General features: G+C 72.3%; 22 protein-coding genes. 6 read left to right on the forward strand and 16 right to left on the reverse strand.

Annotated elements, in window-relative coordinates; translation table 11 throughout:
• Positions 1–71 precede the first annotated feature (71 nt).
• Positions 72–632, reverse strand: coding sequence for a helix-turn-helix transcriptional regulator (locus tag P3T41_RS19175; RefSeq protein ID WP_280691170.1), 561 nt, complete (start codon positions 630–632; stop codon positions 72–74).
• A gap of 327 nt (positions 633–959) precedes the next feature.
• Here P3T41_RS19175 and P3T41_RS19180 point away from each other — a divergent pair, with 327 nt between their 5' ends.
• Positions 960–1,811 carry an HAD family hydrolase gene (locus P3T41_RS19180; protein ID WP_280691171.1) on the forward strand — a complete coding sequence of 284 codons (852 nt, stop codon included), beginning with the start codon at positions 960–962 and terminating at the stop codon, positions 1,809–1,811.
• A gap of 34 nt (positions 1,812–1,845) precedes the next feature.
• Here the strand turns inward: P3T41_RS19180 and P3T41_RS19185 are convergent, their stop codons facing one another.
• The 11 genes from P3T41_RS19185 to P3T41_RS19235 form a co-directional block, all read right to left on the reverse strand.
• A complete protein-coding gene (locus tag P3T41_RS19185) occupies positions 1,846–2,667 on the reverse strand; it encodes a phosphate ABC transporter ATP-binding protein (RefSeq protein ID WP_280691172.1) in 822 nt (273 codons plus the stop codon).
• A 54-nt stretch (positions 2,668–2,721) separates the two neighbouring features.
• Positions 2,722–3,648 (reverse strand): sortase, encoded by a 927-nt coding sequence (locus P3T41_RS19190; RefSeq protein ID WP_280691173.1) that lies wholly within the window; start codon positions 3,646–3,648, stop codon positions 2,722–2,724.
• Positions 3,645–5,486, reverse strand: coding sequence for a substrate-binding domain-containing protein (locus P3T41_RS19195; protein WP_280691174.1), 1,842 nt, complete (start codon positions 5,484–5,486; stop codon positions 3,645–3,647). The genes P3T41_RS19190 and P3T41_RS19195 overlap by 4 nt, the downstream gene beginning before the upstream one ends.
• A gap of 89 nt (positions 5,487–5,575) precedes the next feature.
• On the reverse strand, positions 5,576–6,727 hold the full coding sequence (gene pstA, locus P3T41_RS19200) for a phosphate ABC transporter permease PstA (RefSeq protein WP_280691175.1): 1,152 nt from the start codon (positions 6,725–6,727) through the stop codon (positions 5,576–5,578).
• Positions 6,728–6,818: 91 nt separating this feature from the next.
• Complete coding sequence (pstC, locus tag P3T41_RS19205; protein ID WP_280691176.1) at positions 6,819–7,832, reverse strand: phosphate ABC transporter permease subunit PstC; 1,014 nt, start codon at positions 7,830–7,832, stop codon at positions 6,819–6,821.
• Positions 7,833–7,957: 125 nt separating this feature from the next.
• The gene (locus P3T41_RS19210) at positions 7,958–10,516 is read right to left on the reverse strand and encodes a hypothetical protein (RefSeq protein WP_280691177.1); all 2,559 of its coding nucleotides are present in this window, start codon (positions 10,514–10,516) and stop codon (positions 7,958–7,960) included.
• Between the two features lie 351 nt (positions 10,517–10,867).
• Positions 10,868–11,464 (reverse strand): hypothetical protein, encoded by a 597-nt coding sequence (locus tag P3T41_RS19215; protein WP_280691178.1) that lies wholly within the window; start codon positions 11,462–11,464, stop codon positions 10,868–10,870.
• A gap of 134 nt (positions 11,465–11,598) precedes the next feature.
• Positions 11,599–12,660, reverse strand: a complete 1,062-nt coding sequence (locus P3T41_RS19220) for a substrate-binding domain-containing protein (protein ID WP_280691179.1) — start codon at positions 12,658–12,660, stop codon at positions 11,599–11,601.
• A 306-nt stretch (positions 12,661–12,966) separates the two neighbouring features.
• Positions 12,967–13,377, reverse strand: a complete 411-nt coding sequence (locus P3T41_RS19225) for a hypothetical protein (RefSeq protein ID WP_280691180.1) — start codon at positions 13,375–13,377, stop codon at positions 12,967–12,969.
• Complete coding sequence (locus P3T41_RS19230; protein WP_348533672.1) at positions 13,370–14,017, reverse strand: DUF1508 domain-containing protein; 648 nt, start codon at positions 14,015–14,017, stop codon at positions 13,370–13,372. Before P3T41_RS19230 ends, P3T41_RS19225 begins: the two co-directional genes overlap by 8 nt.
• A gap of 148 nt (positions 14,018–14,165) precedes the next feature.
• Positions 14,166–14,633: a DUF3224 domain-containing protein gene (locus P3T41_RS19235; RefSeq protein ID WP_280691182.1), complete on the reverse strand. Its 468-nt coding sequence runs from the start codon at positions 14,631–14,633 to the stop codon at positions 14,166–14,168.
• A 91-nt stretch (positions 14,634–14,724) separates the two neighbouring features.
• Between P3T41_RS19235 and P3T41_RS19240 the strand changes: the two genes are divergently transcribed.
• Positions 14,725–15,714, forward strand: coding sequence for a WYL domain-containing protein (locus tag P3T41_RS19240; RefSeq protein WP_280691183.1), 990 nt, complete (start codon positions 14,725–14,727; stop codon positions 15,712–15,714).
• Here P3T41_RS19240 and P3T41_RS19245 read toward each other — a convergent pair.
• From P3T41_RS19245 to P3T41_RS19255, 3 genes are all read right to left on the reverse strand, one after another.
• Positions 15,699–16,142, reverse strand: coding sequence for a DUF6542 domain-containing protein (locus P3T41_RS19245; RefSeq protein WP_280691184.1), 444 nt, complete (start codon positions 16,140–16,142; stop codon positions 15,699–15,701). The genes P3T41_RS19240 and P3T41_RS19245 overlap by 16 nt on opposite strands.
• A complete protein-coding gene (locus tag P3T41_RS19250) occupies positions 16,132–17,439 on the reverse strand; it encodes an LCP family protein (protein WP_280691185.1) in 1,308 nt (435 codons plus the stop codon). The genes P3T41_RS19245 and P3T41_RS19250 overlap by 11 nt, the downstream gene beginning before the upstream one ends.
• A gap of 62 nt (positions 17,440–17,501) precedes the next feature.
• Entirely contained in the window at positions 17,502–18,047 is a 546-nt protein-coding gene (locus P3T41_RS19255) for a SigE family RNA polymerase sigma factor (RefSeq protein ID WP_280691186.1), read from the reverse strand.
• Positions 18,048–18,163: 116 nt separating this feature from the next.
• On the opposite strand from P3T41_RS19255, the gene P3T41_RS19260 reads away from it, so the two are divergent.
• Positions 18,164–19,498 (forward strand): cytochrome P450, encoded by a 1,335-nt coding sequence (locus P3T41_RS19260; RefSeq protein WP_280691187.1) that lies wholly within the window; start codon positions 18,164–18,166, stop codon positions 19,496–19,498.
• Here the strand turns inward: P3T41_RS19260 and P3T41_RS19265 are convergent.
• Positions 19,470–20,351, reverse strand: a complete 882-nt coding sequence (locus tag P3T41_RS19265) for an MBL fold metallo-hydrolase (RefSeq protein WP_280691188.1) — start codon at positions 20,349–20,351, stop codon at positions 19,470–19,472. The two genes, P3T41_RS19260 and P3T41_RS19265, sit on opposite strands and share 29 nt — an antisense overlap.
• Before the next feature lie 125 nt (positions 20,352–20,476).
• Between P3T41_RS19265 and P3T41_RS19270 the strand changes: the two genes are divergently transcribed.
• From P3T41_RS19270 to P3T41_RS19280, 3 genes are all read left to right on the forward strand, one after another.
• The gene (locus P3T41_RS19270; RefSeq protein WP_280691189.1) at positions 20,477–21,397 is read left to right on the forward strand and encodes an AraC family transcriptional regulator; all 921 of its coding nucleotides are present in this window, start codon (positions 20,477–20,479) and stop codon (positions 21,395–21,397) included.
• Positions 21,398–21,464: 67 nt separating this feature from the next.
• Positions 21,465–21,887 (forward strand): GntR family transcriptional regulator, encoded by a 423-nt coding sequence (locus tag P3T41_RS19275; protein WP_280691190.1) that lies wholly within the window; start codon positions 21,465–21,467, stop codon positions 21,885–21,887.
• Positions 21,884–22,996 (forward strand): DUF5808 domain-containing protein, encoded by a 1,113-nt coding sequence (locus P3T41_RS19280; protein WP_280691191.1) that lies wholly within the window; start codon positions 21,884–21,886, stop codon positions 22,994–22,996. Before P3T41_RS19275 ends, P3T41_RS19280 begins: the two co-directional genes overlap by 4 nt.
• The last annotated feature ends 14 nt before the right edge of the window (positions 22,997–23,010 follow it).

Here is a 23,010-nt window from a genome sequence, read left to right on the forward strand (position 1 = left end):
GTCCTTGGCGTACGGCGCCGTTCACCGCGCGGACCGCCAGCACGGGGTGGGCAAAGCCGGCCGGACAGGACCTAGGCGATCCGGTCGCGCCCGCGCCTGGCGCGGCCGACCTCGGGCAGTCCCTCGACCTCCCGGACCTGGTCGACGATCGCCCGCAGCCCCTTGAGCGCGCGCGGCGACAGGCCGGCCAGCCGGAAGGCGACCGCGCGGATGTTGCTGTCGGCCAGCACGTCGGCCAGCTCGTCGGCGGGGGTGGCCGCCTTGGCCGCGGACTTCGCGGAGCCGGCGGCGGACGGCGGCGCCACGCCCGCCTTCAGCTCGCGCACCCGGGCGTCCACCCGGTCCGCGACCGTGTCGTCCAGGAAGTACGCGGTGGGCACCCCGAAGAAGGTCGCGATGGCCTCCAGGGTCTTCACCGTCGGGTTGGTCTTGGCGCCGGTGCGGATCTGCTGCAGGGTGCCGTGCGAGACGGTCGGCCCGTCCGGTCCGGCCTGTTCGCGGATCGCCTGGGCGACCTCGTGGTAGCTGAACGGGCCGCGCCCCGCCGGGTGGATCTCCTGGAAGAGGTGGTCGAGTCTCTGCGCGAGGGTGCGTCGGCGGTCCTGGGCCTGCTCGGGCATCGACATCGCCATCGCCACTCCCTGCTCCCCCGGTCCGCGGGCGCGGCGACTGCGTCATGGCGCGCGCGGATGCTGTTTCCGTGCTGTAGGCCCCAGTATCCACTGAAATGGACGCTCGGTACGAGCGGAACGGAAAGTTCCTTCCCTTTTGGTCACTTGCCGACCCACATGTCATTACGGTTGACAGCCCAGGGAGGGTTCAGCGTATCTTTCGAGCGCGAGCCGTCCAACAAAATAGACGGCTCCCCTGGCGGCGCGCGGTCACACGGGGGTTGACCGCGCGCCGTCAATTTTTTGGACGCCCAACTCGCGGCTTCGAGCAGCTGCGAGGATGGACGGGTGACCGAGCCCGCCGCACGCCCCCGCCTGATCGCCACCGACCTCGACGGCACCCTGCTCTGCCACGGCGGCACCGTCTCCGAGCGGACCGCCGCGGCGCTGGCCGCCGCCGAGGACGCGGGCCTCCAGGTGGTCTTCGTCACCGGACGACCGCCGCGCTGGATGCGGCTGCTGAGCGGACACATCGGCGGCCACGGCGTGGCGATCTGCTCCAACGGCGGCGCGGTCTACGACGTGCGGCGCGAGCGGCTACTGGAGAGCTTCCCGCTGAGCGGACAAGACGCCCGCGCGGTGGTGGCCAGGCTGCGCGAGCGGCTGCCCGAGATCGCCTTCGCCTTCGAGTACGAGCAGGGCTTCGCCCGCGAGCCGCACTACGAGACCCCGATGTGGGGCGACGACGAGGCGCACGCCATCGCCCCCGCCGAGCTGCTGCTGGCCGACGGCGGCACCGGCGAGTACGCGGGCGCGGCGCTCGGCAGCTACAAGATCCTCGCCAAGCACCCCGACCGCGACCCCGACGCCTTCCTCGCCGAGGCCCGGGAGGCCGTCGGCCCGCTCGCCGAGATCACCCGCTCCAGCCCGATCCCACTGCTGGAGATCAGCGCGCGCGGCGTCACCAAGGCGAGCACGCTGGCCCGCTGGTGCGCCGAACTGGACATCGACCGCAGCGAGGTGGTCGCCTTCGGGGACATGCCGAACGACCTGGAGATGCTGGCCTGGGCCGGCACCTCCTACGCGGTCGCCAACGCCCACCCCGAGGTGCTCGCCGCCGTCGCCCAGCACACGCTGAGCAACCAGGACGACGGCGTGGCCCGGGTGATCGAGGAACTGATCACCCGAGCCCTGGTCTGACTGGTCTAACTGGTCTGACGCACCGTCAGCCTGGCTATCCGAAGCGCCCGTTGACGTAGTCGGCGGTGCGCTGGTCGGCCGGCCTCCCGAAGATCTGCTCGGTCGGCCCGGCCTCCACGATCCGACCCGGGGTGTCATGGCTGGCCAGGAAGAACGCGCAGGACTGCGAAACCCGCTGCGCCTGCTGCATGTTGTGGGTGACGATGACGATGGTCAGCCGCCCGCGCAGCTCGGCGATGGTCTCCTCGACCCGCCGGGTGGAGGTCGGATCCAGCGCCGAGCAGGGCTCGTCCATCAGCAGGATCTCCGGCTCCACCGCCAACGAGCGGGCGATGCACAGGCGTTGCTGCTGGCCACCGGAGAGCGCGCCGCCCGGGGTGCCGAGCCGGCCGCTGACCTCGTTCCACAGTCCGGCCCGGCGCAGGCTCTCCTCGATCAGGTGCGCGCGGTGCTCCCTGCTGACCTTGATCCCGGCCAGCTTGAGCCCACTGGCCACGTTGTCGGCGATCGACATCGCCGGGAACGGGTTGGGCCGCTGGAACACCATGCCGATCCGGCGCCGCACCTCGGCCGGACGGCGCCCGTGCGCGTAGACGTCCTCGCCCTCCAACAGCACCTCGCCGGCCAGTTGGGCGCCGCGGACCATCTCGTGCATCCGGTTGAGGATCCGCAGGTAGGTGGACTTGCCGCAGCCGGAGGGCCCGATCAGCGCGGTGACCTCGCCGGCCGCCATGCTCAGCGAGACCCGCTCCAGCACCTTGTGGGAGCCGAACCAGGCCGAGATGTCCCGGGTCTCCAGGCCGGAGAGCCGGTCCGACTGGGCCGCCGGCGGCTGCCCAGGGACGGTGGTGGTCATCGGACGGGGTCCTTTCGCGGGGCTGACCTCACGTCAGCTCTGGTGCACATCAGGTCAGTAGAGGTTGGGCAGCAGCGCGGCGGCGTTCTCGTAGCAGGCCCAGAGCAGCGCGGCCAGCACCGGTACGAAGGTCAGGTAGACGGCCCTGCGGTGCCAGTAGCGCACCGCCAGGGTGGCGGCCAGCACGGCGACCAGCAGCGCCGCCGACCAGAGCTGGAAGGCGGCCAGCGCCCCGGTGTCCTGCGCCAGCGCGTGGTCGGCCGCCACCTGTCCGGGGCGCCCGTGCGGATCGGGCTGCGGGTCGCCGTCCAGGCGGGCCCCGACCAGAACGGTGCCGGTCGGGATCCAGCCGGAGTCGCTGGTGGTCAGCACCAGCCGGTCGGGGTCGGGGTCGCGCACCGGGTGATTGCCGTCGCCGTAGACGTTGACGGTGTAGCTGAACTGCCCCTGCCCGGTGGAGACGAAGATCTGGTCGCCGACCCGCAGTTCGGACAGCCGCCCGAACGGCGCGTTGAACGAGGCGCCGCGCCCGAACAGCACCGAGACTCCGGCCTGGCCCGGCAGCGCGGTGTCCCGCCGGTGGCCGGGGCCGCGCATCAGGTCGCGCCCGGTGGTCCCCTCGACCACCACCGCGTGGTGCAGGCCGATCTTCGGGATGTCCACGATCGCCACCGGCTGGCCGTCCGCCGCCGAGCCGACCGGCGCGGTCGCCTGGGAGAGCTGGTAGCGGAAGGTCTGGTAGGCGGCGGCCTGGTAGTGCATCTCCTGCAGCGGCGAGAGCGCGGTCAGGTAGACCGCGAAGCCGAGCAGCAGCACCGAGAGCAGCGTCGCCGCCCAGCCCACCTGCAGCACCCGGCGGCGCCCGACCGGGACCTGGGCCGTCGCCGCGTCGGATCCGGGCTCCGGCAAGGTCGGCAGCACCACGGTGTCATCGGTGGCCGAGGCGTCGGTGCCCACCGGGGCCTCGGTCGCGGCGGTCATCGCGGGCCTCCCGAGGAGCCGGCCGCCCGGCGGCGGCGCAGCCAGCCGCCGAGGAACGGCGGGACGGCCACCACGGCGAGCAGTTCCAGCGCGGTGATCGTGGTCAGCGTCCAGTTCTGCGGCCGGTCGCCGACGTTGACCACACTGGCGGCCACGTCGCTCGCACCGCCACCCCCGCCGGCCGGGACCACCTCGCCGGTCTGCGGATCGACGGTGGTGCCGCCGGAATCCGCGGCGGCGGACGCCGAGCCGTCGCCGCCCGCACCGGTCCCGGTCGCGGCGCCGCCCGAGCCACCGCCGGAGCCGGAGCCGCCGGCGGTCCCACCGGTGCCCCCGCCGGAGCCGGAGCCCTTGGTCGAACCACCCTTGCCGGTACCGCCCTTGCCGCCCGCCCCGGCGCCGGCCGAACCGCTGCCGCCACCGGAGCCCGAGCCGCCCGCCGAGGGGCCGCCCGTGGTGCAGGTGAGCGGCTGGCTCTGCTGGTCACAGGGGTTCGGCTGCGGGGCGTTCTTCAGGATGATCAGGTTGCCGCTGCTGTCGAAGGTCGGGTTGGGGCAGTTGTTCAGCGAGTTGGGGTCGACGTTCCCGGCATAGCCGGGGATCTGCGCGACCTGGAGCAGGCCGCCCTTGACCAGGCCCCGGGGGATCGGCGAGTACCCGATCGAGTCGATCCCGCTGGTGCCGGTCGCCTGTCCCCCGCAGAGCACGTAGTCGAGGTACTGGCTGAGCGCCGCGCCCTTGGGGTCGGTGAACTTCGGCGGCGGGTTCAGCGTGGCGCCCTTGCGCGGCACGATCACGTAGCTGTAGCTGGAGATGGGGTACGAGCGCGGGTCGGCGTTGGTGTAGACGCCGTCGAGGTTCTGCTGCAGGTAGTTCGGGTCGGTCGGCGGGGTGTTGTCGTCCACCCCGCGGATCTTCGCCGCGGTGAGCGCCACCGCCACGTTGGAGGCGGTGGGCAGGCTGTAGTACCCGGCCGGGTTCAGCACCTTGACCACCGGCCAGCCGCTGGTCAGCGCGAACGCGTACTCGTCGTAGCCGATCGCGCCGAGGCCAGAGGGCTGCTCGATGTAGTGGGCGACCTGGTCGGACCCGTTCTGCGCGAGCATCCGGCCCGACGGCGGGAAGAACTCCGTGTAGTCACCGCAGGTGACGCCGTTGACGCCGGAGCAGTACTGGTCCCACTGCCCCTGGTGCGTGTGCTCCATCCAGCGGGTGAACTGCGCCGTCGCACCGGAGCCGTCGGAGCGGACCACGGGCGTGATCGGGATGTGCGGCAGTGCCTTGCCGTACGCCGCGGTGATCTTCGGGTCGTCCCACCAGGTCAGCTTCCCGGTGAAGATGTCGACCAGGTCGTCCGGCGTCAGGCGCAGGTTGGTGATCTGCTTCCCGCCGATCGCCAGGTTGTACATGAACGCGGTGCCACCCGCGGTGATCGGCACGTAGGAGAAGCCGTAGGTCGGGTTCTCCGCGCTCGCGATACCCGAGCCCTGCTCCTGCTGGTTGGCCCCGGTGTCGATCGCGGTGCGGAACGGGACGTCGGAGGCGGTGAAGTCGTCCTGCCCGTTCTCCCACTGCTGGCGGCCGGCCGCGGAGCCGTTCGGGTTGAAGTTGATGTTGATGCCCTGCGAGGCGACGTCGGTGCGCCACTTCTCGATGGCCGGGCCCGCCCAGCTCGACCCGTCGGAGTTCAGGGTCGTGGCGGCGAAGGCCGGGCCGGCCGGCCCGAGCAGCACGGCGAACGTGGTGAGCAGGAAGGAGAGCAGCAGGGCCAGCACCCGGCCGACCCCTCGGCTGGCGCCCGGCGAGCGGGCGGGGCGGTGAGCGGTGGCCCACGGCATGGCACGTCCTCCTATGGAACTGTCTGCGAGGTGGCGGTCTTCGAGATGCCGGTCTCCGCTGCGGGAGCCCGGCCTGACGGGGAACCGGTTCATCGGGCGGCCGCCTGACGGGCGAGCCTGCGGCGCTGACGGGCACTCAGGTCGCCCGGTCGCCGGCCGCCGATCAGCCGGGCGACCACGAAGAGCACCAGCACCATGGCCATCAGGGTCAGCCCGGCGGCGAAGCCTCGCGCGATCATGCTGGGGTACGGCTGGCGGACGTAGGTCCAGATGTAGAGCGGCAGGCTCATCTGGTGGCCGGCGAAGGGGTTGGAGTTCATCCCCGACGTGACACCGGCGGTGAGCAGCACGGGCGAGGTCTCGCCGATGCCGCGCGCCATGCCGAGGATCACGGCGGTGGCCAGACCGGGGCGGGCGGTCGGCAGCACCACGTTCAGCACCGTCCGCCACTGGCTGCCGCCGAGCGCGTAGGAGGCCTCCCGCAGGGTGCCGGGGACCAGCCGGATCACCACCTCGGCGGCCCGGGTGACGATCGGCATCATCATCACGGTGAGCGCGATCGAGGCCGCGAAGCCGCTCGCCTCGAACCCGAAACCGAGGATCACCACGCCCAGCACGAACAGGCCCGCGACGATCGACGGCAGCGCGGTCATCGCCTCGACCAGGGTGCGCACCGGACGGGCCGTGCGGCCGCCGACCTCCGACATGAAGACCGCCGCGGCGATGCCCAGCGGCACCGCGAAGAGCGTGGCCAGGCCGATCTGTTCGAGCGAGCCGATCACCGCGTGCAGCGCGCCGCCCGAGGTGATCGGCGAGACGGCGGAGGTCCGGGCCATGGTCTGGGTGAAGAAGTTGCCGTGCTCGGCCGCGTGCAGGCCGCGCATGGTGAGGAAGACGAGTTGCTCGACGATCAGGAAGGCCAGCAGCAGCCCGGAGCTCCAGGCGACCAGCGTGACGATCCGCTCCCGGACCATCAGCCGGGGCCACTGCACGATCCCGAGCGCGTAGCTGAAGCCGAGGAAGAGCAGGTACCAGAGGCCCAGGAAGCCCTGGGCACCGCTGAACGGCAGCAGCCGCTCGTAGAGCAGCCAGTCGAGGGCGAGCGATCCCGCCAGGGCGGCGAGGAGCGTGCCGGCCTCGGCTCGGGTGACCCCGCCGAGCCGGCGGCGGCGCTCGACGGCCTGCGGCACGGGGGCCGGAGCGGCCGGCGCCGAACTCCCGGTCAGCTGGACGGTGGTCACGGTGGTGTCCCCTTCGGGTCCGATGGACTGGGTCGTCAAGTGGGCTGTTCAGCAGATGAGTTGGGACATCGAGTGGAGTGGGTCGGCGCGGTCAGTCCGCCGTCGCGGCACCGGACCGGGAGCGGTTGACCACGATGCCCGCCAGCACGTTGACCACCAGGGTGACTGCGAAGAGCACCAGGCCGGCCGCCATCAGCGCGGAGAGCGCGAGGCCGTCGGACTCGCTGAACTGCAGCGCGATCAGGGCGGAGATCGAGTTGGCGCCGGCCTCCAGGATGTGACCGGTGAACTTGAACGACGGCGAGATGATCAGCGCGACCGCGATGGTCTCGCCCATCGCCCGGCCGAAGCCCAGCATCACCGCGCCGATCACCCCGCCGCGGCCGAACGGCAGCACCACCGTGCGGACCATGCCCCAGCGGGTGCTGCCGAGCGCGTAGGCGCCCTCGCGCTCGCCCTGCGGTGCCTGCGAGAAGACCTCGCGGCTGAGCGAGGTGATGATCGGCGTGATCATCAGCGCCACCACCAGGCCCGCGATGAAGGTCGACGAGGTGTAGGAGGTGCCGATGTCACCGGTGCGCACCTTGAGGAACGGCAGGATGCCGCCCAGGTGCAGCGCCATCCAGCGGACCACGCCGAGGATCCGCTGCTGGAGGAAGAAGAAGCCCCACAGGCCGTAGATGATGCTGGGCACCGCCGCCATCAGGTCGACCATGGTGACCAGCGCGCGGCGCAGCCGCACCGGCGCGTACTCCGAGATGAAGAGCGCGGCCGCCAGCGAGACCGGGACGGCGAAGACGAGCGCGACCAGCGCGATCAGGATGCCGTCGGGCAGCACCGCCGCGATGCCGAAGACGTGGGCGGAGGGGTGCCAGGCCTGGGTGGTCAGGAAGGACCAGCCGGTCGCCCGGAAGGCGTCGGTGCCGCGCACCAGCAGGAAGAAGGCGATCATTCCCATGATCGCGAAGACCGAGTAGCCGGCCAGCCGCAGCACGCCGCGGAAGACCAGGTCACCCCGGGTCGCGGGGGCCGTGATCGTCCGTGGACGGTCCAGCTCCGGCGGCGTCGCGGACGGCGGGGGCGCGAACGGTGGTGCAGAGGTCATGGCGGATCAGCTCTCCGGCTCCGAAGGGATGGGGCACCCCCGGCCGCGCGGGCAGGGGGCGGGTCGGTCCTCGGGACGGCCGGCCGGGCCCCGGGGGGGGCGCCGGCCGGCCGATCGACGCGGGCTCAGCCCGTGCGGCCGCCTGCGCCTGCGCCCCGACGCAGACGGGTGAGCAGCCGTGCACCGGCCGCCGTACCGCTGACCAGCAGCGCGGCCGGGCCACCGACCAGCAGCACCGCGCCGACGATCAGCACCACCGGGAGCAGCAGCCGGGCCACCCCGGCCCGGTCGGGCGACGGGGTGCCGGCGGCCACCGGAGCAAGTCCCGAGCCGGGCGCGGCGGCGGAGGCCGAGGCGGACGGAGCCGGCGAGCCTGCGGACGCGGCACCGGGCGCGGGCGGGTTGCCGGCGCCGGAGTTGTCCCCCGCGCCCGTGATCCCGCTGCCGGATTTCCCGCTCACTCCCGAGTTGCTGTTGGTACCGCTGTTGTCCTGCGCCACCGGCTGGGCGGTGGTCTGCGCCGCGGGCTGGGTGGCCGGCGGCGTGCCGGGCGTGGTGGTCGGCGGCGGCGTGGCCGGCGCGACCTGGTTACCGGGCAGCGTGCCGTCCTGGGCGGCGACGTGTGCGATCGCGTCCTGCGCGAACCCTGCCTGGGCCGGCGTCAGATCCGCGTAGCCGGGGCCGAGCTTGCCGGGCTCCCGCCCGTACAGCTGGCCGCCGCCGAAGTCCGTCACCTGCTGGAGGAACTGGGAGACGGCGGTCGTCTTCGCATCGCCCAGGTTGGCGGTCGGCGCCATGGCGTACTGCACCATGGTCAGCGGGTAGGCGTTGGGGTCGTTCGCGTAGGACGTGCCCGAGGCGCCGTACGGCAGTTGCTGGGTGTAGGTCTTCGGATCCACCGGCATGTCGGAGACGGCGGCCTGCATCGAAGCCAGCGTGGGCGCGACGAAGGAGCCCTGCTGGTTGAGCAGTTGGGCCTCGGGCAGGCTCATCGCCTGGGCGTCGGCGCTGTCCACGATGCCGATCAGCTGGCGCTGGCCCACGTTCTCCGCCGGGCACCGGGGGTAGAGACCGGTGTGGTCCACCAGCTCGCAGGTGGGTGTGGCGGCCAGGACGTGCCGCACCGTGTCGGTGAGCCCGCTGATCACCGGCGCCCACTCGTACTGCTTCTCGTGGTAGTCCGTGCCGTCGATGGCGACGAAGCCGCTGGAGTCCTGCGGAACCAGGATGTCGGTCGGGTAGCCGGAGAACGAGGGCCGCAGGTAGTCGGGGTCGACGTGCATGCCCCAGTTGTCGGGCGCGCCCTGGAGGAACGCGGCGGCCTGCGGGTCGGCGATGATCCAGGAGGTGAGCCGGCGCACCATGTCGCTGGAGTTCCCGACCACGATGGGCAGGCTCTGCGGAACGGTGTCGCAGGCGGGCCACTGCGCCGGGGCGATCAGGCTGGCCGGATTGAGCGCCAGGAACTCCGGGTCCTGGAACAGGCATTCCGGGTTGCCCTTGACCGTGGCCGCCGCGAACGCGTCCGGACCCTGCGAGTACGACTGCGTCAGTTCCTTGGCCAGCAGTCGCGCGTTCAGCCGCAGCTGCCGGATCTGCCGGCCGGTGACCGGATCGTCGACCTCGAAGACCACCGAGATGGCGGAGTTCACCAGCGGCACGTAGACGTAGGGCCGAGCAGCCGCTCCCGTGTCGGGGACGGAGGTCAGGGCCACTTCCGCGCCGCTGCCGCCCAGGAAGGACTGGCGGGCCTGCGGCTCGCCCTGGGAGGTGTAGGCGGCGTAGAGCGGGCTGGTGGCCAGGCAGGCGCCCGCACGCCACTGCTGGAGCGCCCGCTCGGCCATCGGCAGACCGGCCATGCTGAAGGCGGAGTTCCCGGCCGCGCAGCTGGCGGCGGTCGGCGCGAAGGTCAGCGGCACCACGGTCTTGTTCGCCCAGGCGCAGGCCTCGCCCGAGGCGTACGACGGCGACCCGAAGCTCTGCTGGACCGTGACCTGGTCCTCCGCCGTGAAGCGGACCCCTCGGTCGTAGGTGTGCACCTCGCAGTGCGTCGTACCGGGCGGCTGGTGCTTCAGGAAGGCGGTCAGCCCCAGGCTGTCGCCACCGTAGTTCGGTTCCACGACGATCGAGCACGCGTGGGTGGCGTCACAGCCCAGCGACGGGCTCTGATCCGCCGTCCAGGTCTCGATGTCCGCCGAGCCCGAACCGTCCGGCCCGGTCACCGCGAGCGCCGCGTTGGACGGGAGGTCGGGTGTGGTGGTCCCGGGCGCCGGCTCCTTCTGCAGGAAGCCCTTGGAGCCGTCGGCACCGTAGAGGCTGGAGCCGTAGCAGTCGGTGATCCGCGGATCCGTCCCCCGGCACTCGTAGACGCGAACCGCGTAGTCGACCTTGGTGTTCTTCGGCACCGCGTACGTCGCCGGCCCGCCCCCGCTCTGGTTCACGCTCGGCGTGAAGCCCGTCCAGGACACGTGCACGACCTGGTCGGTCAGACCGGTGGTGGGCGTGACCGTGACGCTGCCGTTCGGCCCGGTGGTCCCGGCCCCGGTGGTCCCGCTCGGAATCCAGACCGGCGGCCCCTGCACGGTCCTCGACCCCGAGTCCGCGTGCGCCTGCTGGACGGTGCCGGCACCGAGCGGCAGCACCGCGAGCAGGGCGACGACCACCCAGGCCACGGTGGCGGACAACCATGCTCGAGCCCACCATCCGAGCCCTCTCGGGCTCCGGTCACGGACTTTCATCAGGGATACCTCCGGCAGTGCACGGTGCGGGCGTGCGATGGATACGGGCATGCGAATGGACCCACGGATTCCCGTAAGTCCATTCGCCCATGGCCACATGACACTTGATGGCTGGTCAGATGTACGAGACCCCAACCGGGCCCCGATGGCAGGGGGGAGCGGGCCCGCCCCGTGGCCCGCGCCATTGCCCGCGCCCGTTGCCCGCTCTGTTGCCCGCTCTGTTGCCCGCCGCAAGCGCCGACGGGCCCACGCGCGGTGCGTGAGCCCGTCGGACCAGCCATGCCGGAGCAGGAGAGGTCAGCTGCCGGCGGTGAACGTCAGCGTGCCGGTACCGGCGTGCTGGCGGCCCGCGAAGAAGGTGGTGCCCAGCGCGTTGTCCACGAACGCCGCACCCGACGCGTCGATCTCCAGGTCGCTGGAGTTGAGGGTCTGGGTGGTGCCGCTGGTGCTGATCACCGGGCGGGCCGGGTCGAGCAGCTTGACCGCGGTGGTCTGCCCCATCGGAACGCCGGTGAGCGCCCACTTGGAGGCGTCGAAGGCCAGGTTGTTGAAGATCACGGTCTTGCCGTTGGTCACGTTGACCAGCAGCAGCCCGCCGCCGAGCTGCGCGGCGCCGTAGAAGCCGGACAGGTGCACCGCACCGCCGGTCACCGGGAAGGTGGCGGAGAGACCGGTGGTGGTGTTGAAGCCCGGGGTCGCGTTCGGCAGCGCGATCGCGATGATGCCGCTCTGCAGCGAGTTCTGCAGGAAGGTGCTGTCCTCCTGGACCACCAGGCTGCCGGACGGGGCAGTGGTGGTCGCGGTGTCGGCCAGCGCGCTGTCGCTCAGGCCGGTGACCGCGAGGGCGGCGGCGATGGCGACGGTGGCGGCGATTCTGGGGCTGATCCGGCGCATGATGATCTCCTTCGTGCACGGCATTGGGCTGGGAGCGGCCCGACGGCCAGGGAGAGTCCCTGGCCGTCGGGTGTGGTGCTGGTCCTGCTGCGTGTTACCGGTTACTGCCGGGTGGTGCGGTCAGGCGAGTTGGCTCAGGAGTGGACGACGGCGCCGCAGGCGAAGGCCGGCAGGGCGGCGAAGCCGTAGCTGGCGATGTCGGCGGCGGCGGTCGAGTCGTTGCAGATCCAGCCGCTGGCGCCGAAGATGTTCTGCAGCGCGGTGGCCTGGGTGCCGGTGCCGTTGAACTCCGAGTCACGGACCACGTTGTAGACCGTGCGGCCGTAGTTGCTGCCGGTGAAGGTCGGGTTCAGGGCGTTGCTGGCGATCGGGTTGACGCCGTCCACGCTGCGCAGGGTCAGCGAGCCGGGGGCGTCGCTCGTGGTGGTGTGGCCGCCCACGGTCTGGCCGATGTAGTGCGCGGCGGAGTACGGGAAGATCACGTTGGCGTCGGTGAAGACCGAGTCCGTGCCCTCGTTCTCCTCCGGGGTGTAGCTCTGCACGCAGGAGCCGGGGGTGAGCGCGGTGGTGCCACCGTTGATCGCCGTCAGGAAGAAGGCCCGGGTGCCGGAGTTCAGCTGCGGGATGTAGGCCTTGATGGTGGCGTTCGGGCCGGTGTAGCCGGAGACGTCGGTGATCTGGTTCCAGTTGGTGATGGTGCAGCTGTAGATGCCCTTGAGGTCGGCCGTGGTCAGGTTGGCCGGCGCGTTGCCTGTGCTGTTGCCCGCCCAGGCGACACCGTCCTGCGCGAAGGCCACGAAGTCGTCGGTGGACGGGTCGGTGCTCTGCGGGCCACGCGAGGAGCGGGCGAAGTCCACCGTGGTGTGGGTGTTGTTGTTCAGCGCGGAGATGCCGCCGCCGGAGCCGTTCGGGCGGGCGATGGTGCTCGCACCGGTCTTCGGCGTGATGTTGCCGGCCGGGGTGGCGTCCCAGCTGTAGAGGCGCGGCGAGGTGGTGTCGTGCGCCGCGGTCAGCGAGGCGTTGTAGTCGGTCGAGAACTGGTTCAGCACGGCCTGGATGGTGTCCGAGCCGGTGCCCACGATGTCCTGGGCGGCCGGGGTGACGGTCGGGTCGGCGGTGGCCTGGCCGGCGGCGACGGTGGCCAGGGAGGCGGCGATCGCGACGGTCGCGAACAGCTTGGCGGCGGTGTGACGCATGGTGCTTTCCTCCGGTGGGAGAGGCAGGCATGACGTTTCCGGGTCCGGGTCGAACCCGGTTGCCTGGGGCCGGTGTTGCTCCGGCCCGTCCGGCGGGACCGATCCTGTCCAGTCGGCGGCGGCGCCGGAAGCTCCCTTCTCATCTGCGGGAGTGCCGGTGAACTTTCGGGATTTGTCGACATGGAGGTTTACTCGCAGGCCTGGAGCATCGGTTCGTGGACTGTCGCATCGCCCTCCGGGGCCCTGCCACTGCCTGACGTTCTTCTCGCGGTGGCGATTCGGGTCGCAACCGGCAACCTCCAGGCCTCACCACGGCCACCGGCCCTCGCCGCCGGTGCTGCGCAACTCCCGTTCCAGCGCGTTGAGTCCACTGCGAAAGCCCTCGACACCCTGCCGGCACTGGTCGCGCCGCAGATAGCCGCGCGCGCTGCGGGCGACGGGCTCCTCGCCGGCCGGATCCGGGCGGGTGCTACGCGGCGGCAGATAGGCCGACCAGCACCAGGCGCGCACCTGGTCCTGCGTGAAGGCGTAGCGCAGCGAGGCCCGTTCGATGAGCAACTCGCGCAGCGCGGCGACGAGTTCCGGCTCGGATCGGTAGAGCCTTGCGGATACCGCGAGTTGGCGCCCGTTGCCGGCCGCCAGCGACCAGCCGACCGACCGGCCCGCACCCTGCACGGCGAGCAGGCGCGGGCCGCGCACAGCGGGGCGTTCAGGCATCGCCGCCGGATCTCAGCGGCGGCACGGGCGCTTCAGGTGCTGCGGGTGCTGCGGGTACCGGGGGTGCTGCCGGTACTGCCGCTTCTTCTGTCAGCACGGGTTCGGGGGAGCGCTCCCGCGACTCGCCCGCCTGCCGTTCCAGCAGCGCCACGAAGCGCCGGAACGAGTTCTGACAGGTGGCGTACCGCTCGTACGCCCGGTTCGAGCGCGCATCCGGCACCCCCCGCGAGCCGGGCACCACCCAGATCCAGCCGATCCCGTCCCTCACATGAGTGATGCGCGCCGTTAACTCGGCCGCGTCCGCGCGCAGGGCCGCGAACACCCGGTCCGCCTCCTGCGGCGAGTCGTACACCGGGGACGAGACCGCGACGATCCGTCCGTTCGGTGCCTTCAGCTGCCACTGGTAACGCCCGTTCGCCGTACGCTCGACCTGAAATCCGCCCCGGACCGGGTCCGTGCCGACCCGACCCCCGCCTTCTCGGCCCACCAGGCCCCACCCGCCCCTGTCCCCGGCGCCACGCGACCCCGAGGGTTGCCGGGACACGTGGGCGTCGCGTAGAGATCCCGTGCTCGGCACCCAACCGGCCCAACCGTATGTGTGCAGAGCTGGACCCAGATAGGGCCGATCACCGTTCGGCACGTCTATTGGCCGGGAAGTTCTCTCTCGTTAATGTTCAACTAAATGCACAACTGACCTTCCAGGCAAGACGAATGAGTGGACTACACCAGAACGGCACGAAGCCGCCCGACCGGCGGCCGGGCGGCCCACTGCTGACGGTCCGTCAGGTTCAGGCCGGTCCGCCGCGGCCGATCTCCTGCCCGAGGTCGTAGCTGAAGACGTACGGGACGACCGACTCACCAGGACGCGCGCGGAAGTTGCCACTGCCGCGCAGCTCTGCCAGCGCTCCGGTGCCCGAGCCGGGGACCACCTCGAACTCGCAGTGAATCGTGCCGTCCTCGGTGAAGCTGCCGCGATGGTCCAGCACGAAGCTGCCGGGGCGGCCGTCGAGGGTGCCGGTGAGCAGTTCCAGGCCGTTGAAGCCGCCGGTCTTCTCGGTGGCGTAGACCAGGGTGTACTCGCAGCTGCCGGCGGCGGTGATGCCGCCGGCGAAGTCGTTGGTGACGGCCGCGCGGGCCAGGCGCGGGACGGTCGTCGGCTCGGCGGGAGCGATCACGGTCTCCACCCAGTTGGCGGAGGTGAACTGGCCGGTGGTGCCAGTGGTGGTGGCAGTGCTGGTGGTGCTGGCGTTGGTCATGCGTGCGGTCCTCTCCAGGAATTGGGGTGCGGGACCAGCTTCTTCGGCATACCTGACACCTTCTGTCAGGTATCCGAGCAGAATGTCGGCCATGCGCGCCGATCGGCTCCTCTCCCTGTTGTTGCTGCTGCAGAACCGCGGCCCGCTGACCGCGCCGGTGCTCGCCACCGAGTTGGAGGTCTCGGTCCGCACCGTCTACCGGGACATCGAGGCCATCGGCGCGGCCGGCGTCCCGGTGCTGGCCGAGCGGGGCCCGGCCGGCGGCTACCGGCTGGTGGAGGGCTACCGCACCCGCCTCACCGGGCTCACCGAGGCCGAGGCCGGCTCGCTCTTCCTGGCCGGTGCGCCCGGCCCGGCCCGCGATCTCGGGCTCGGCGCCGCTCTGGCCACCGCCCAGCTCAAACTGCAGGCCGCGCTGCCGAGCGGCTCGATGGAACGGGCCCAGCGGGTGCGGGACCGCTTCCACCTGGACGCGCCCGCCTGGTTCCGGGAGGCCGACCCGGTGCCGTGGCTCGGCGACCTCGCGCAGGCGGTGTGGGAGCAGCGGGTGCTGCGCTGCGAGTACCGGCGCTGGAACGGCCCGGTACGACGCGAGCTGCGGGCGCTGGGGCTCGTCCTCAAGGGCGGCATCTGGTACCTGGTGGCAGCCGCACCGGACCTCCCCAGGACCTACCGGGTCTCCCGCTTCCTGTCCGTGGCACTGACCGAGCAGACCTTCGAGCGCCCGGCGGACTTCGATCTCGCCGCGCACTGGGCCGAATCCAGCGAGCGGCTGAACGGGATGCTCTACCAGCAGGACGCCGACCTGCGGCTCTCGCCGCGCGCGCTACGGCTGCTGCCCGCCCAGTTCGGCGCGGCGGGCGCCCGGGCCCTGGAGAGCGCCGGACCGCCGGACGAGGACGGGTGGGTCCGGGTGACGCTGCCGGTGGAAGCGCTGCCGGTGGCGGTGGGCGACCTGCTCCGGCTGGGCCCGGAGGCCGAGGTGCTGGGCCCGCCGGACCTGCGGGCGGCGGTCGCCAGGGCGGTGACCGCCCTGGCGGCGCGCTACGCGGTGGGGGTGGTCGACTACTCCCCCGGCTGAAGCCGCCTGCGGCGCTCGGCCGCCGAGCGGATCGCGATCACCAGCAGCGCGGCCCCGATCGACCAGGCGGTCACCGGGAACGCGTGGACGGCCCAGCGCACCGCGCCGGTGGTCAGCGCCTTGCCCCGGTACTTGTCGCCGTGGCAGAGCAGTTCGGCGCCCGCCGTGAGCCCGAGCACCAGGACCGGCGGCGCGGTGACCACCCACCAGCGGCCCGCCGGGCCGCAGACCCAGGCCGCCAGCAGCGTGCCGAGCACGGCACCGACGGCGAACGCCCGGCCGATCCCGCCGCTGGTCGCCTCGTCCAGCACGGCGCCCAGCAACGGCAGCCCGACGGCGAACGGCGCGGCGGCGGCTGCCGCGCGGGGCCGCTGCTGCGGTCTGGGCCGGTGGCGGGCAACTGTCCGCGGTGTGGAGTCAGTTGACACACGGGATCCCTTCGTCGCCCCGGACCGTTGCCGGCCCCGGCACGGGCAGCGCGGTGTCAGGCGCTGCGCTGCCCGAAGCGGTCGAGGTGCCCGAGACGCCCGAGGCGTCCCCGAACCGCTGCTGGACGATCCGCCGGATCAGCGCCGGGTCGACCGTGTCGACGTCCTCGCTGCGTCCTTCGCCGGTGACGGTCGCGAACCCGCTGATCGGCAGGGTGTTGTACTCGACGTTGCCGCCGATCAGGTCCGGCACCTGCTGCATGAAGTCCAGCAGGTTCCACTGGTCGTCGATCACCAGGTCCTTGCGCACCACGTCGAGCAGTTGCTGCGCCCGGCTCAGGTCGGTGAGGACGCCCTGTTGCCGCAGGGTGTGCAGCGCCGAGGCGATGAAGGCCTGCTGGCGCGTGGTCCGGTAGCGGTCGCTGCCGTCGGCGACGCCGTGCCGCTGCCGGACGAAGGCCAGCGCCTGGCTCGGGTCCAGGGTGTTGAGGCCGGCCCGCAGGTCGGCTCCGGAGTCCCGGTCCGAGGTCGCGTGGTTCACGCAGACCTGGACGGGGCCGACCGCCTGGGCGATGTCGTAGAAGCCGAGCAGGTTGAACTCGGCGAAGTGGTCGATCGGCACGCCGAGGAACTGCTGGACGGTCTCGATGGTGGCGGTGCGGCCGGCCTCGCGGGTCTGCTGCTCCAGTTGGGCGGGCGACAGGCCGGTGCCCTGGAGCTTCGCCTCGGCGGTGGCCTTGGCGATGCCGTAGACCTCCTCGATCTTGTGCATCTTCCCGTCGGCACCGGCCGACTGCACGTAGTCGTCGCGGGGGATGGAGACCGCCTGGACCTTGCCGTCACCGCCCGCCGGGACGTGCAGCACCAGCAGGGTGTCGGTGTTGTAGCCGCCGATGTCGCTGCTGGAACCGGCGTGCAACTGGTCCTGGACGAACGCGCCCGGCAGGTCGCTGCCGTCCATCGCCTTTCGGCTGTCCAGCCCGATCAGCAGGATGTTGACGCCCGTGTCCAGCCGCGGCGGCGCGCTCGTGGCCGCCGCGGTCAACGCGTGCGAGGTGGGCACCGGGTGGCCGACGCCCAGCGCGGCGGTGAACAGGCCGCCGGCGCCGATCACCGCCAGCGCCGTGACGCTGCCGGCGATCGCGGCGATCCGGCGGCGCCGACGGCGGACCCGGCCACGGGCCAGGCCACCGGTCACCAGGGGCTCGGCCACGCTCCGGACGTCCTCGGCCGCCCGGTCGAAGGCGCGGACGAGCCCGTCCTCGAACTCCGGGTCGGGCTGCGGATCGGCTGGCATAGGGGGTCACCGTCTCTCGGTCTGAGGCTGCAGCTGAAGCTGCTGGAGGCTGGATGGGTCGGTCAGCGGACGGCGAGTTCGGCCAGCGAGTCGCCGAGCAGCACCCGCAGCCTGGCCAGCGCCCGCACGCTGCGGGTGCGCACGGCTCCGGCGTTGGCGCGCAGCACCGTCGCGGTCTCCTCGACGCTGCGGTCCTCCCAGTACCGCAGCACCAGCACCGCGCGGTCCTTGGCCGGCAACTGGGCCAGCGCCTCGGTCAGCGTGATCCGCAGGCTGGCGTCCACCTCGTGCCCCGTGCGGTCCGGCAGCACGGCCGCGGGCCGCTCCCGGTTGCTGCGCCGCCGCTGGTGCGAGAGGAACTGGCGGACCAGCACGGTCTGCGCGTAGGCCGCCGGGTCCGCTATCTGCCCCGACCGCCCGGGCCTGGTGGTCCGGTGCCAGTGCGCGTACATCCGCCCGAGCGTCTCCTGCACCAGGTCCTCGGCCAGATGCCCGTCGCCCCCGGTCAGGAAGTACGCGGAGCGGTACAGCTGTCCCGAGCGTCCGGCCGCGAAGGCGAGGAACTCGTCCTCCATCGCTTCGCGCGCGCTACTGCTGCTCTTGGTCATCACCACTCCCGATCTGGACCATCCGCCCTATGACGGTGTGGGGAGCAGTTGGCGTTACATCAGGTGGGCAGAATTTTTTTCGAGTCACGCCACAGGTTCGATTCGATCGGAGTCCGATGAGCGGCAACCTCACCAGCGCCACCGTCCCCGGCGCCCTCCCCCTGCTCGGGCACCTGCCCCGGCTGGCCAGGGATCCGGCCGGCTTCCTCGCCGGCCTCCCCGCCTTCGGCGACCTGGTGGAATTCCGGCTCGGCACCCATCGCGTCCAGGTGCCCTGCCACCCCGAGCTGCTCCGGCAGGTCTACGCGGACGACCGGACCTTCGACAAGGGCGGGCCGTTCTACCAGCGCTTCCGCGACATCCTGGGCAACGGCCTGGCCACCTGCCCGCACCGTGATCATCGGCGCCAACGGCGCTTGCTGCAGCCCGAGTTCCGGGCCGATCGGCTGCCCGGATACGCCGAGGTGATGACCCGTGAGGCCGAGCAGCTGACCCGGGGGTGGACCGACGGCGCGACGATCGACGCCTTCCCCGCCTTCTACCGCTACACCCTGCGGGTGGTCGCCCGCAGCCTGCTCGCCACCGAGGTCCCCGACGCCCTGGTCGACCGGCTGCAGGAGTCGTTCGAGCACGCGTTCGCCGGCGCGCTGCGGCGGGTGTTGCTGCCCCCGCTGCCCGCAGGCCGCCGCTACCACGCCGCGGTCGCCGCGTTGGGGGCCACGGTCTGCGAGCTGGTGCGCGACTACCGCGAGCGCGGCGTGGACCGCGGCGACCTGCTCTCCGGGCTGCTCGCCGCCCGGGACGAGGACGGGTCGGCGCTGACCGACGCCGAGGTCCACGACCAGGTGCTGACGCTGCTGCTGGCCGGCACCGAGACGAGCGCCGCCCAGCTGGCCTGGACCTGCCGGCTGCTGCTGGAGCATCCCGAGGTGGCCGCGCGGCTCCAGGCGGAGATCGACGGCGTCCTCGGCGGGCGGGCCGCCACCTACCGGGACGTCGAGCACCTCCCCTACACCGCCAACGTGCTGACCGAGTCGCTGCGCCGCTACCCGCCCGGCTGGATCCTGCTGCGCACCACGACCCGCACCACCGAGCTGGCCGACCGTACCCTGCCGCCCGGTAGCTACGTCGTGCTCAGCCCGTACGTCGCCCACCACAACCCGCGGATCTTCGCCGACCCCACCCGCTTCGACCCCGACCGCTGGCAGCCCGAGCGGGCGGCCGCGCTGCCCCGGTGGGCCTTCGGCGGGTTCTCGAACGGCCCCCGCCAGTGCATCGGCGAAGGCTACGCGCGGGCCGAGACGGTGATCGCACTGGCCACCGTGCTGGCCCGCTGGGAGCTGGCCCCGGCCCCCGGCACCCGCCCGGCGCCGGTGCGGCTGACCACCATCCTGCGGCCGCGCCGCCTCCCGCTGCGCACCCTCAGGCGGCCGCTCCCGCCCACCCGGTGATCGCGAACGTGTCACCCGCCCGGCGCATTTCGGCGATCCCGGTGCCCCCGAAGTGCGCCGGTACGACCAACTCACCCTGGTCCGCAGCCCGTTCGAGCACCCGGCGGCGGCTCGCGGCGGCCCGGGCCGGATCCTCGCAGAAGCAGCTGTTGCGGGCCGGCTCCAGGATCTGCAGCGGGCTGTGCAGCAGGTCGCCGACGAAGACCGCGCGGTCGCCCCCGGAGGCCAGCCGCAGCACCGCGGACCCGGGTGTGTGCCCCGGCGCCGCCTCGAGGGCCAGGTTGCCGTCGATCCGGTAGCCGTCCGACCAGAGTTCCACCTGTCCGGCCCGGTGCACCGGGGCGATGCTGTCGGCGTAGAGGTGCCCCTTGCCCGACTCGGGGTCGGCGTTCCCGGCGGCGGCGAAGTCGGGCGCCGGCACCAGGTAGCGGGCGTTGGGGAAGGTGGGCTGCCAACTCCCGCCTCGCCATTCGGTGTTCCAGCCCACGTGGTCGGCGTGCAGGTGGGTGTTGACCACCACGTCAACGTCCGCCGGCTGCACCCCGGCGGCCGCCAGCTGGTCCAGGAAGTCGGTGTCCCAGTCGGCGAACTGCGGGGTGTGCGGGCGGTGCCGACCGTTCCCGACCCCGGTGTCGACCAGGATCGTCCGCCCCTCGCTGCGCAGGACCCAGGTCTGCACGGCGCCCTGCACCAGGCCGCTCTCCGGCTCCCAGAAGTTCGGGGCCAGCCACTCCCGGTTGTCCCGCCAGGCCTCCGGCGGGAGTTGCGGAAACATCGTCGCCGCCGGGAGGAACGACCCCTGACGTTCCACCACCTTGCCGACCTCGACCTCGCCCACCATGAGGTGTTCCATCGCTCCCCGCTCCTTCTCTCGTCCCGTCCGTTGTTCACGAGCCTAGGGAGCCATCGATGAGCGTCTCAATGCGCAATCGGCTCAACCGGATACGCGAGCGACTCACCGTGGCTACGCTGAGCCGCATGGATGTACTCAGCGACGCGATCTCGGCCGTCCGGGTCGGCCGGCCCTCCTCCACCCGGCTGCGGGTGGCCGGGACCTGGTGCGCCCGGTTGGCGGCCTACGAGGGCGCCGGCTTCCACGTCGTACTGCGGGGCGGCTGCTGGCTCCTGCCGGACGGCGGCGGCACGCCGGTCACGCTGAACACCGGTGACGTGGTGCTGCTGCCGCACGGCACCGGCCACGTGCTGGCCAGCGGTCCGATGGAGCGTCAGGCCATCGCTCGGGCAACCGTCTTCGAGGAGTGGGCGGCCCGCGGCGCCACCCCGCCACCACCCGAGACCCCCGGGGCGGCCGAGCTGCTCTGCGGGAAGTACCGGCTGGACCGCAGCCACCCGCACCCGCTGATGGCCGAGCTGCCGGCCGTGGTCCACCTGCCGAACCGGGTCGGCGGTCACCCCGAACTGCGGTCCGCGATCGACCTGCTGGGCCGCGAGGTGACACTAGGCGCGCCGGGGGCGGGGGTGGTGCTGCCCGGGCTGCTCGACCTCCTCCTGGTCTACCTGGTGCGGGCCTGGATGGCGGAGTCGGACGGCACCGGCTGGTCGGCGGCGCTGGCCGACCCGGTGGTGGCCGACGCGCTGCGCGCGCTGCACGAGGCGCCCGAACACGCCTGGAGCAACGAGCTGCTGGCCGCCCGGGTCGGAGTCTCCCGGGCCACCCTGGCCCGGCGGTTCACCGCGCTGGTGGGACGGGCGCCGATGGCCTACCTGGCTTGGTGGCGGATGACCACCGCGGCCACCATGCTGCGCGACACCCAGGCGCCGATCGACACCATCGCCCGCCGGGTCGGCTACGGCTCGCCGTACGCGCTCTCGCACGCCTTCAACCGGGCGTTCGGCACCACCCCCGGGCGCTACCGGGACGCGCGGAAGGCCAGTTGACGCCTTGCCATCATCCGGGCAGCTGTTCTATAAGTAATAGAGCAGACCGACAGGACAGGGAGCCACCGTGATCCTCACCCTCGACCTGGGCAGCGAGGTCCCGATCTACCAGCAGATCCGGGACAGCGTCGTGGCGGCCATCGCCCTCGGCGAGGTCGCCGAGGGCAGCCCGCTGCCCTCGACCCGGCAGCTCGCGGCCGACCTGGGGATCAACTTCCACACCGTGAACAAGGCCTACGACCTGCTGCGGCAGGAGGGCCTGCTGATCCTCAACCGCAAGAGCGGTGCGGTGGTCCAGCGCGATCCGACCTCCGGGCCGCCGCCGGCCGCCTTCGCCGAGCAGTGGCAGGCGCGGCTGCGCACGCTGCTCGCGGAGGCGGTGGCGCAGGGCCTGGACGGCCCCGCCGTGCTGACCGCCTGCGCCGCCACGCTCACCGGCTTCGGCCTGCCGACCGTCATCACCGCACCGGAGTTGGGAGAACTGACGTGAGCACCACCGCCGTACTGGTCCAGGCCCTCGTGCCGCTGCTGCTCCTGCTCGCGCTCTGGCTGACGCCTTCGCTCACCATGGCCACCGTGCCGTTCGGCGTGCGGGTGCCGACCGGGCGGACCCAGGCGCCGGTGATCGCCGAGCAGCGCCGGGCCTACCGCTACTGGGTCACGCTCGTCGGGGGCACGGCGTTCGTGGCGGGGACGGTCTGGGCGCTGAGCATGCGCACCATGGTTCCCTGGGCACTGACGCTGGTCGCGATCCTGGCGGTCGGCATCGTCGGCTACCTGCGCGCGCACCAGGCGATCGCCGCGGTCAAGCAGCGCGAGCAGTGGTTCCACGGCCTGCGCCAGGGGGTCGCCGTGGACACCTCGCTGCGCACCGACCCCGCACGCTTCCCGTGGCTCTGGGTGCTGCCCTCGGCGCTACTGACCGTCGGGACGCTGGTGGCGGGCATCGTCCGCTACCCGTCGATGCCCGACCGGCTGCCGACGCACTACAACGGCCCCGGCCACGCGGACCACTTGGCGGCCAAGTCGGTGGGCAGCGCCTTCGCGCCGGTCTTCGCCGAGGTCGGCATCACCCTGCTGCTGGTGCTGGTCACCTGGCTGACCTTCCGCGCCCGGCCCGATCTGGACCCGGCCCGCGCCAAGGTGACGGCCGGTCAGCACCGCCGGTTCCTGGGCCGGATGGCGCGCTGCCTGATGCTGCTGACGGCCTGCGCCGACCTGTCGATCACCCTGGCGGCCTGGCAGATCTGGAACGGCGCCCGCACCCTGTCGGTGTTGCCGGTGCTGCTCCCGCCGGCGATCGGACTGGCCGTGCTGCTCGTGGTGGCGATCCGCAGCGGCCAGAACGGCAGCCGGATCCCGGCCGAGCAGGACGACCCCGCGGCACCAGCAGCAGCGGCCGCGCCGGTGGAGCACCAGGACGACGACCGGTACTGGCGCCTGGGCGGCCTGGTCTACGTCAACCCGGCGGACTCCTCGTTCTTCGTGCCCAAGCGGTTCGGCATCGGCTGGACGCTCAACCTGGCCAGCCCGTACGCGGCGGTCTTCTTCGCCCTGCTGCTCGGCCTCGCGGTCGGCCTGCCGCTGCTGACCCGCTGACCTGCGCCGCTTGC

Origin of the sequence: Kitasatospora sp. GAS204B, assembly GCF_029892155.1 — a bacterium.
Taxonomy (GTDB): domain Bacteria; phylum Actinomycetota; class Actinomycetes; order Streptomycetales; family Streptomycetaceae; genus Kitasatospora.